Origin of the sequence: Streptomyces hyderabadensis, from assembly GCF_020404845.1 — a bacterium.
Classification (GTDB): Bacteria; Actinomycetota; Actinomycetes; order Streptomycetales; family Streptomycetaceae; genus Streptomyces; species Streptomyces hyderabadensis.
The window spans coordinates 34,564-43,300 of sequence record NZ_JAIOJZ010000059.1 but is presented as its reverse complement, the minus strand read 5'-3'; the positions used below and the strand labels follow the sequence as shown (position 1 = coordinate 43,300).

Here is an 8,737-nt window from a genome sequence, read left to right as displayed (position 1 = left end):
GTTTCCAACACTATCAGGCTTTCCCGGTGCTCTTGACCACCGTCCCGCGGGCATGCAGAAGGTGATCCAGCGATAGGATCTGATGAGTTGGGTACTGCCGGGGCGAGGACGCCTTGCTGTGCATCGCTCAACCTCAGGCAGGACTAACGACTGTACACGGAGCCGCAGAACGGGTGCAAATCCGTGAGGAGTGTGGTCTAGACCTCTAATCGGAACACTCATGCGGAACCGGTACTTCCTATGACATACCCTGCTGCTCAGTGTGCCGTCCGGGACAGGCAGTGACGGCCCGTACAGATCTCCGCCCTGGGAGGCTTCCCATGACCACCGTCTCGTCCCCGCTCGCAGGACGCGCCATCGGCCTGGCCGCTGTGCCCGATCCCGTCTTCTCCGGGGCCATGGTCGGCCCGGGCACCGCCATCGACCCCGTGCGGGAGGCTTCCGAGGCGGTCGCTCCGGTCGACGGCGTCATCGTTTCCCTGCACCCGCACGCCTTCGTCGTCGTCGACGCGAGCGGGCACGGTGTACTGACCCATCTCGGCATCGACACCGTGCAGCTCAACGGCGAGGGCTTCGAGCTGCTCGTGAACAAGGGCGACACCGTCGAGCGCGGTCAGGGCGTGGTGCGCTGGGACCCGGCCGCGGTCGAGGCCGCGGGCAAGTCGCCGATCTGCCCGATCGTGGCCCTGGAGGCCACGGCCGAGGCGCTCACCGAACTCCGTGAGGACGGCGACGTGAAGGCCGGCGAGAGTCTCTTCCTCTGGAAGTGACGCCGATGCCGTGACACGACGGCTTCGACGGCTGGTAGGACAACCACCGCGGCGGCGGGACCCGCCGCACTATCGGGACGGGTGAGATGGAGACAACGCTGCGAGGCGTCGGCGTGAGCCACGGTGTGGCGATCGGCGAGGTTCGGCACATGGGGACGGCGGTCCTGGAGCCGCCGGCGAAGCAGATTCCGGCCGAGGACGCGGAGCGCGAGCAGGGGCGCGCCCGCAAGGCCGTGGAGGCTGTGGCTGCCGATCTGATGGCGCGCGGCAATCTGGCCGGGGGCGAGGCCCAGGCCGTGCTCGAGGCGCAGGCCATGATGGCCCAGGACCCCGAGCTGCTGGCCGACGTCGAGCGGCGGATCACGGTCGGCAGCACTGCCGAGCGTGCCGTGTACGACGCCTTCGCCGCCTACCGCGCCCTGCTGGCCGGTGCCGGGGAGTACCTGGCCGGTCGCGTGGCCGACCTCGACGACGTGCGGAATCGTATCGTCGCCAGGCTGCTGGGGGTGCCGATGCCGGGCGTTCCGGACAGCGACGAGCCGTACGTCCTCATCGCGCGGGATCTGGCGCCTGCCGACACCGCGCTGCTCGACCCGACGCTCGTCCTGGGCTTCGTCACCGAGGAGGGCGGGCCGACCAGCCACAGCGCGATTCTCGCGCGGGCGCTCGGCGTGCCTGCCGTGGTGGCCCTGCCGGGCGCGGGCGAGATTCCCGAGGGCACCGTCGTCGCCGTGGACGGGAGCACCGGTGAGATCTTCGTGAATCCCGGTGAGGAGAAGAAGGCGCGGCTGACGGCCGAGGCCGCCGAACGCAAGGCCGCGCTGGCCGCCGCGACGGGGCCGGGCGCGACCTCGGACGGTCACAAGGTGCCGCTGCTGGCGAACATCGGTGGTCCCGCCGACGTGCCCGCGGCGGTCGAGGCGGGCGCGGAGGGCGTCGGCCTGTTCCGGACCGAGTTCCTGTTCCTCGACGACAGCCAGAACGCGCCGTCGGAGGAGAAGCAGGTCACCGCCTACCGTCAGGTGCTTGAGGCGTTCCCGGAGGGCCGGGTCGTGGTCCGGGTGCTGGACGCGGGCGCCGACAAGCCGCTGGACTTCCTGACCCCCGGTGACGAGCCGAACCCCGCGCTCGGTGTGCGGGGCCTGCGGACGCTGCTCGATCACCCGGACGTGCTGCGTACGCAGCTGACGGCGCTGGCGAAGGCGGCGGAGGGCCTGCCGGTCTACCTCGAGGTCATGGCGCCGATGGTGGCGGACCGGGCCGATGCCAAGGCGTTCGCCGACGCATGCCGGGAGGCCGGGCTGCGGGCGAAGTTCGGCGCGATGGTGGAGATCCCGTCGGCCGCGCTGCGGGCCCGTTCGGTGCTGCAGGAGGTCGAGTTCCTGTCGCTGGGGACGAACGACCTCGCGCAGTACACCTTCGCCGCCGACCGTCAGGTGGGCGCGGTGTCCCGGTTGCAGGACCCGTGGCAGCCGGCGCTGCTCGATCTGGTCGCGCTGTCGGCCGAGGCGGCGAAGGCCGAGGGCAAGAGCTGCGGTGTCTGCGGTGAGGCCGCGTCGGATCCGCTGCTGGCGTGTGTGCTGACCGGTCTCGGTGTCACCTCCCTGTCCATGGGTGCGGCGTCGCTGCCGTATGTGCGGGCGACGTTGGCGAAGTTCACGCTGGCGCAGTGCGAGCGGGCCGCGGCTGCGGCCCGGGCGGCGGACAGCGCCGAGGAGGCGCGGAACGCCGCGCAGGCGGTGCTGTCCGGCGAGTAGGAGCCGGGGGCGGCCGTGGTCGTCGCTGCCGTTGTCGATGTGGTGCGGGGCGTTCCGCCTTCGGGTGGGGCGCCCCGCCCGCGTTCAGTGGTGGTGTCCCGGTGGCATGCGGTCGTCTCCGAGGTCGGGCGGTGCGCAGTAGTCGACGTTGGATTCCGGGGAGATCAGGTCGCCGGACTCGACGTCGGTGCAGTAGGCGTCGAAGACCTCGGCGGCGGTGAGGGGTTCGAGGCCGTATCCCCGCAGGCGCCAGCCGTGGATGCGGTCGGGGCCGCTGGGGCTGCTGATCCGCATGACGAGTCCGCCGGGGCTGTGGGTGGCCAGGCCGAGGGCGAGGACGCTGGTGAACTCCAGGGCCTCGGCCTCGTCGATGCGCTGGGTGCCGTCGCTCTCCGTGTCGACGAGGAGGACGGAGGACAGGGTCTCCTCGGGATGGCCCGCGACGCTGCAGACCAGGTGCCGGCTGCCCGGTGGTGCCGTTTCGAGGACGCGGCGCAGGAGGCGGGTGGCGCGGGTGAAGGCGGCCCGGCCGAGGTCCTCGCCGCAGGTGGCGCAGTCGCCGAGGCGGGCGAGCAGGGTGGACGTGTACTCCCAGGTGGCCTGGCGGACGGCTTCGTCGACCAGGGTCGGGAGCAGGTCGGCGAGGGGTTGGCCCTCGTAGGGCACGGTGGGGCCGTGGGCGGCGAGTTCGGCGGTGAAGCGGGCGCGGCTGGCGGGAGCGTCGGCGTCGAGGCCCGCGGCCGTGCAGTAGTCGGCGTACTCCTGCGGGTCGAAGAGCGCGACCGTGGTGTGCGTGCCCTGTGCCGCGCGTGCCCTGAGGAGGGCTTCGACCTGGTGGAGGTAGGCGGTGTGGTCGTGGAAGGTGAAGCTGCGGTAGCGCCGCATGGCGCGGAAGTCGTGCTCGTCGGTGAGCAGTCCGATGGTGCCGGCGATCTCGCGGCGCAGGACGCGTCGCATGGTGTGGTCGGTCTGGTCGGTGTACGCCATGTTTCCCCCTGTGCACGGTCGATCAATGCTCACTCACAGTAATCGGCGGCACTGACAACGGCGTCGGGCGGGCGCGGGGAGCCGGCCGCTGTTCGGGGCGGCCGGCTCGTCGGTGTCCTGGTCAGGAGCGTTTGCGGGCGAGGTCCTCGTAGAAGTGCAGCAGGTCGAGGTTGTCGATGGAGCCGGGGTTGACGGCCTTGTCCAGGGGGGTGCCCTGGAGGAGGCGCTTGACCGGGACCTCGATGCGTTTGCCGGTCAGGGTGTGCGGGATGCCTGGCACCTCGATGACCTCGTCGGGGACGTGGCGCGGGGACAGGTTCGCGCGGATGGTCTGCTTGATGCGGTCCAGGAGGGCGTCGTCGAGGGCGGCCCCGGGTGCCAGGTGCACGAAGAGGGGCATCCAGTAGCCGCCGTCGGGCTGTTCGATGCCGATGACGAGGGACTCCTTGATCTCCGGGAGCCGCTCGACGGCTTCGTAGATGTCGGCGGAGCCCATGCGGACGCCCTGCCGGTTGAGGGTGGAGTCGGAGCGGCCGTGGATGACGACGGAGCCGCGGGAGGTGAGGGTGATCCAGTCGCCGTGCCGCCAGACGCCGGGGTAGGTGTCGAAGTAGCTGTCGTGGTAACGGCTGCCGTCGGGGTCGTTCCAGAAGCGGATCGGCATCGAGGGCATGGGATTGGTGACGACCAGCTCGCCGACCTCGTCGGTGAGGGGGTTGCCGCTCGGGTCCCAGGACTGGAGGTCGGTGCCGAGGCCGGGTGCCTGGAGTTCGCCGATGTGGACCGGGAGGGTGGGGACGGCGCCCGCGAAGCAGGAGCAGACGTCGGTGCCGCCGCTGACGGAGGCGATCCACAGGTCGGCGCCGCTCGCGGCGAACTCGTCGTGCAGCCAGCGGAAGCCGTCGGGCGGGAGCGGGGAGCCGGTGGTGGCGACGCACTGGATCGCGGAGAGGTCCAGGTCGCGGGCCGGGTGGACGTCGGCCTTGCGGCAGGCCATGACGTAGGCGGCGGAGGTGCCGAAGAGGGTGGCGCCGGTGCGTTCGGCGATGCGCCACTGGGCGTCCGTGGCCGGGAAGCCGGGGCTGCCGTCGTAGAGGACGATCGTGCTGCCGGTGAGCAGGCCGGAGACGAGGAAGTTCCACATCATCCAGCCGGTGGAGGTGTACCAGAAGAAGCGGTCCTCGGGGCCGAGGTCGCAGTGCAGGCCGAGCTGTTTGAGGTGCTCGACGAGGATGCCGCCCTGGGACTGGACGATGGCCTTGGGAAGACCGGTGGTGCCGGAGGAGTAGAGCACCCACAGGGGGTGGTCGAAGGGCACCGGCTCGAACACGGGCTCCGTGTCGGCGGCGGTCAGGGCTCCCCAGTCCAGCGCGCCGTCGGGCGCCTCGGTGCCGAGGAGCGGGATGTGGATCACCGCGCGGAGGGTGGGCAGTTCCCGGCGGAGTTCGGCGACGGTGTCGCGGCGGTCGTGTTCCTTGCCGCCGTAGCGGTAGCCGTCGACGGTGAACAGGACGACGGGTTCGACCTGCTGGAAGCGGTCCAGGACGCTGCGGGCGCCGAAGTCGGGCGCGCAGGAGGTCCAGACTCCGCCCACGGCGGCGGTGGCGAGGAGGGCGACCACGGCCTGCGGGATGTTGGGGAGGTAGCCGCTGACGCGGTCGCCGGGGCGTACGCCGAGGGCGCGCAGTTCGGCGGCGAGTGAGCCGACCTGGCGGCGCAGCTCGGTCCAGGTGACCGGGCTCGGTTCGTGGGTCTCGTCGACGTACAGGAGGGCCGGCTCGTCCGCGCGGGTGTCGGCCGCGCGCAGGGCGTGTTCGGCGTAGTTCAGGGTGGCGCCGGGGAACCACTGGGCGCCGGGCATCGTGCGGTCGCCGAGCACGCGCGCGTAGGGGGTCGAGAAGCGGACGTCGAACCACTGGGTGACGGCCTTCCAGAAGGTCTCCAGCTCGTCGACGGACCAGCGGTGCAGGGCGGCGTACCCGCCCGTGGCGGGGGCGCCGTGGTGCTCGGCGGCCCAGGTCTGGAACCTGGTGATGCGGGCCTCGGCAATGCGTCGTGCATCCGGCTGCCAGAGCGGCTGGGAATTCTCGGTCGGCATGGGGCGACTCCCGGACTGTGCGCGTCGTGTGCGTCCTCCGCGCACGGGCCGGGGTGTGCGCGTGACGCGGCTGACAGGGACGATGCCATGTGATCGACTTCCACACCAGGGCGCGGCCCACATAGTCGGCGACATGAAGATGTGGTCCGGTCACGGGTGAACGGCAGTTGAACGACGCCCCCGCACGCGCCGGTCGGTGGCAGGGTGAGCAGCATGGACGGTCGTGACCTGGTGCGTTCGATGAAGACGGTGGGTTCCGGGGGGATGGCGCAGGGGTTGCGTACGGTACGGGCGGCGTGGCGCAGGCGGCGTGTCGATGCGGCCGGGCTGCCGCCGCGCGGTGCGGAGCGGGCGCGGGTGCCGGGTCCGATGCGGGAGGTGGAGCCGGGGCCAGGGGGCGGTGTGGTGCGGTTCGGGCGTTCGGAGCTGCGGATCCTCGTCGCGGTGAACGGAGCCGTGTTCTGGGGCTGGGACGGGGCCGGCCCGGAGCCGTCCTACGCGTTGGCGGGCCATTGTCCGGAGCCGGATCCGCGGGCGGTGCTGGAGCCGGACAAGGACGGCGGCTGGCGGGTGGTGGCGGAGCGGGCGACGGTGGCCGTGTCCCGGCACGGCGCGGTGGAGGTGCGTACGCCCGGGGGTGTGGTCCTGCGGCGTGAGCTGCCGCCCCGCTGGTGGGAGCCGGTCGACGGCGGTCCCGCGCGCTGGACGCAGCGGTCGGAGGTGGCGGCCGACGCCCGGTTCTTCGGGCTCGGCGGCCGGTCGGCGGGTCCCCGGCTGCGGGACGGCACGTACCGGCTGTGGAACACCGGTCCCGGCCCGTCCCCCTCCGCCGAGGGCGCCTCGGCCGTCACGATGCCGGTGCAGCTGGTGGTGGCGGACGCGGGTACGCACCTGGTCTTCCACGACAGCGCGTGGGACGGCACGGTGGTGCTGCGGGAGGGTGAGGAGGGGGCCGGATCGGGGCACGACCGGCCGGGGCGCAGTGTGCTGCGGATGGACGGCGGGCCGCTGCGGTGCTGGGTGACGGTGGGTACGCCCGCCCGTGCGCTGCTGACCTGGGCGTCGCTGACCGGCGCGCCCGCGCTGCCGCCGGCGTGGGCGCTCGGGCATCAGCACGCGTGGTGGGGCTCGGGCGACGAGCAGGACCTGAGGCGGGTCGTGGCCGGTCACCAGGAGCGTGATCTGCCGCTGGACGCGGTGCATCTGGGGCTGGGGCACACCGATGCCCAACAGGTGTTCACGGTCGACGAGGAGCGCTTCCCGAAGCTGCCCGTGCTCGCCGAGGAGCTGCGCCGGGAGGGCGTCCGGCTGGTGTCGGCCGTCGAACCGGCGGTTCCGCGCGCGCCGGGCACCGCGGTGTACGACGGCGGGACGCGCGCGGACGTGTTCGTGCGGGACGCCGCCGGGGCGGTGGTGCGCGGGGTGGGACGGCCCGGGGAGGTGGTGTTCCCGGACTTCACGCGGGCGGGGACGCGGGAGTGGTGGGGCGGGCTCCACGAGGAGCGGCTGGGGCGGGGGTTCGCCGGGGTCTGGCACGACCTGGACGCGCCGACGTCGTTCGCCGCCTTCGGGGAGCCGACGTTGCCGCGCTCGGCCCGGCACGCGCTGGAGGGCGGGGGCGGCGACCACCGGGAGGCGCACAACGTCTACGCGCTGTGCATGGCGCGGGCCGGGTACGAGGGGCTGCGGGCGCTGACGCCCGACGAGCGGCCGTTGGTCCTGTCCCGTTCCGGCTGGGCCGGCCTGCAGCGTTACGGCGGCGTCTGGTCCGGGGGCGTGGCCCCGGGCTGGCCGGGGTTGCGGGCGTCGCTGGCGCAGGTGCTGGGGCTCGGGCTGTGCGGGGTGCCGTTCGCGGGGGTGGACGTGGGCGGCGCCGCGGGGAGTGCGTCGCCGGAGCTGTGGCTGCGGTGGTTGCAGCTGGCCGCCCATCTGCCGTTGTTCCGCACCTCCTCAGGGGCGCGGTCGGGGCGGCGGGAGCCGTGGGCGTTCGGGGCCGAGGTGGTGGAGCACGCGCGCGCGGCGCTCGTCGGGCGGCGGCGGCTGCTGCCGTACTTCGTGACGCTGGCGCACCTGGCCCGGCGCACCGGTGCTCCGTATGTGCGTCCCCTGTGGTGGCAGGCGCCGGAGGACCGGGCGCTGCGGGACTGCGAGGACGCCTTTCTGCTGGGCGACTGTCTGCTGGTGGCCCCGGTGCTCGATGCCGGGGCGGACCGGCGTGCGGTGCGGTTGCCGCGGGGGCGCTGGTACGACGTGGCGACGGAGCGGGCGTACGAGGGGCCGGCGCAGGTGCTGGTCGACGCCCCCCGGGCGCGGATTCCGGTGTTCGCGCGCGCGGGAGCGGTGGTTCCGGTGCGCGGGGAGGACGGCACGCCGGAGCTGGAGGTGTGGGCGCCCGCGCGGGGGCGGACCGGCGGTGGGCTGGTCGTGCCGGACGCGGGCGACGGCTGGGTGGAACCGGAGATCGAACGGTACGTGTCCCGCTGGGAGGGGCCGCGGGTGGTCGTGGAACGGGAGGGCGAGGACGGTCTGAGCGAGCCGTCCTGCCCGGTCCGCGTCCGGGGGCTGGCCGAGCCCGCGGCTCAGATGTAGCGACCCTCGAAGAAGGCCCGTACGGCCCGGGTGTGGAGCGGGAAGGCCAGCTCCTCCGCCCCGCGCAGCAGGTGCCATCCCTCGGTCTCGTCCGTGGCGGCGGAGGGCGGCAGGCCCTCGGCGGGCCGTTCGGGCAGCAGCCCGAAGAGCAGCAGGTGGCCGTCGGGCGAGCTCATGGCGTCGGCGAGGCGTACGTCGCGGCTCGCCGCGTCGATGCCGGTCTCCTCCTTGAGTTCGCGGACGACGGCCTGGCGCCAGTCCTCGCGGTCGTCGACGTAGCCGCCGGGCAGGGCGACGCCCCCGAGGGCGGGGGCCACGGTGCGGGTGATGACGACCAGGGCGGTGCCCTGCGTGTCGTACACGGGCTGGAGGGCCACCGCGACCGGCAGTGGGTTGCGGTAGGCCACCGTGCCGCACGCGGGGCAGGTGCGGGGCCAGCCGGAGACGCCCTCTCCGTAGGGCGATCCGCAGCTCGAACAGTGGGAGTCGGGCGCGGAGTTGGGAACGGAGGTTTCAGTTTCGGACACGCGGCGGAC

Annotated in this window: 6 protein-coding genes; 3 read left to right on the top strand and 3 right to left on the bottom strand. The window is 73.1% G+C overall.

Annotated elements, in window-relative coordinates; all coding sequences use genetic code 11:
* Positions 1–320 precede the first annotated feature (320 nt).
* Both K7854_RS31860 and ptsP read left to right on the top strand, forming a co-directional pair.
* Positions 321–770, top strand: coding sequence for a PTS sugar transporter subunit IIA (locus tag K7854_RS31860; RefSeq protein ID WP_226030030.1), 450 nt, complete (start codon positions 321–323; stop codon positions 768–770).
* An 86-nt stretch (positions 771–856) separates the two neighbouring features.
* Positions 857–2,527: a phosphoenolpyruvate--protein phosphotransferase gene (gene ptsP / locus K7854_RS31855; RefSeq protein WP_226030029.1), complete on the top strand. Its 1,671-nt coding sequence runs from the start codon at positions 857–859 to the stop codon at positions 2,525–2,527.
* A gap of 84 nt (positions 2,528–2,611) precedes the next feature.
* Here ptsP and K7854_RS31850 read toward each other — a convergent pair whose 3' ends face one another.
* Together K7854_RS31850 and K7854_RS31845 are read right to left on the bottom strand one after the other, a co-directional pair.
* On the bottom strand, positions 2,612–3,514 hold the full coding sequence (locus tag K7854_RS31850) for a DUF8829 domain-containing protein (protein WP_226030028.1): 903 nt from the start codon (positions 3,512–3,514) through the stop codon (positions 2,612–2,614).
* A gap of 121 nt (positions 3,515–3,635) precedes the next feature.
* The gene (locus K7854_RS31845; protein ID WP_226030027.1) at positions 3,636–5,612 is read right to left on the bottom strand and encodes an acetoacetate--CoA ligase; all 1,977 of its coding nucleotides are present in this window, start codon (positions 5,610–5,612) and stop codon (positions 3,636–3,638) included.
* A gap of 213 nt (positions 5,613–5,825) precedes the next feature.
* Between K7854_RS31845 and K7854_RS31840 the strand changes: the two genes are divergently transcribed.
* Positions 5,826–8,201, top strand: a complete 2,376-nt coding sequence (locus tag K7854_RS31840) for a glycoside hydrolase family 31 protein (RefSeq protein ID WP_226030026.1) — start codon at positions 5,826–5,828, stop codon at positions 8,199–8,201.
* Here K7854_RS31840 and K7854_RS31835 read toward each other — a convergent pair.
* A complete protein-coding gene (locus tag K7854_RS31835) occupies positions 8,192–8,728 on the bottom strand; it encodes an NUDIX domain-containing protein (RefSeq protein ID WP_226030025.1) in 537 nt (178 codons plus the stop codon). The genes K7854_RS31840 and K7854_RS31835 overlap by 10 nt on opposite strands.
* Between the last annotated feature and the right edge of the window lie 9 nt (positions 8,729–8,737).

Excerpts from the sequence above, each read along its gene's own strand:
- K7854_RS31845 (WP_226030027.1), bottom strand. The coding sequence starts at position 5,612 with ATGCCGACCGAGAATTCCCAGCCGCTCTGGCAGCCGGATGCACGACGC.
- K7854_RS31840 (WP_226030026.1), top strand. The coding sequence starts at position 5,826 with ATGGACGGTCGTGACCTGGTGCGTTCGATGAAGACGGTGGGTTCCGGG.
- K7854_RS31860 (WP_226030030.1), top strand. The coding sequence starts at position 321 with ATGACCACCGTCTCGTCCCCGCTCGCAGGACGCGCCATCGGCCTGGCC.
- ptsP (WP_226030029.1), top strand. The coding sequence starts at position 857 with ATGGAGACAACGCTGCGAGGCGTCGGCGTGAGCCACGGTGTGGCGATC.
- K7854_RS31850 (WP_226030028.1), bottom strand. The coding sequence starts at position 3,514 with ATGGCGTACACCGACCAGACCGACCACACCATGCGACGCGTCCTGCGC.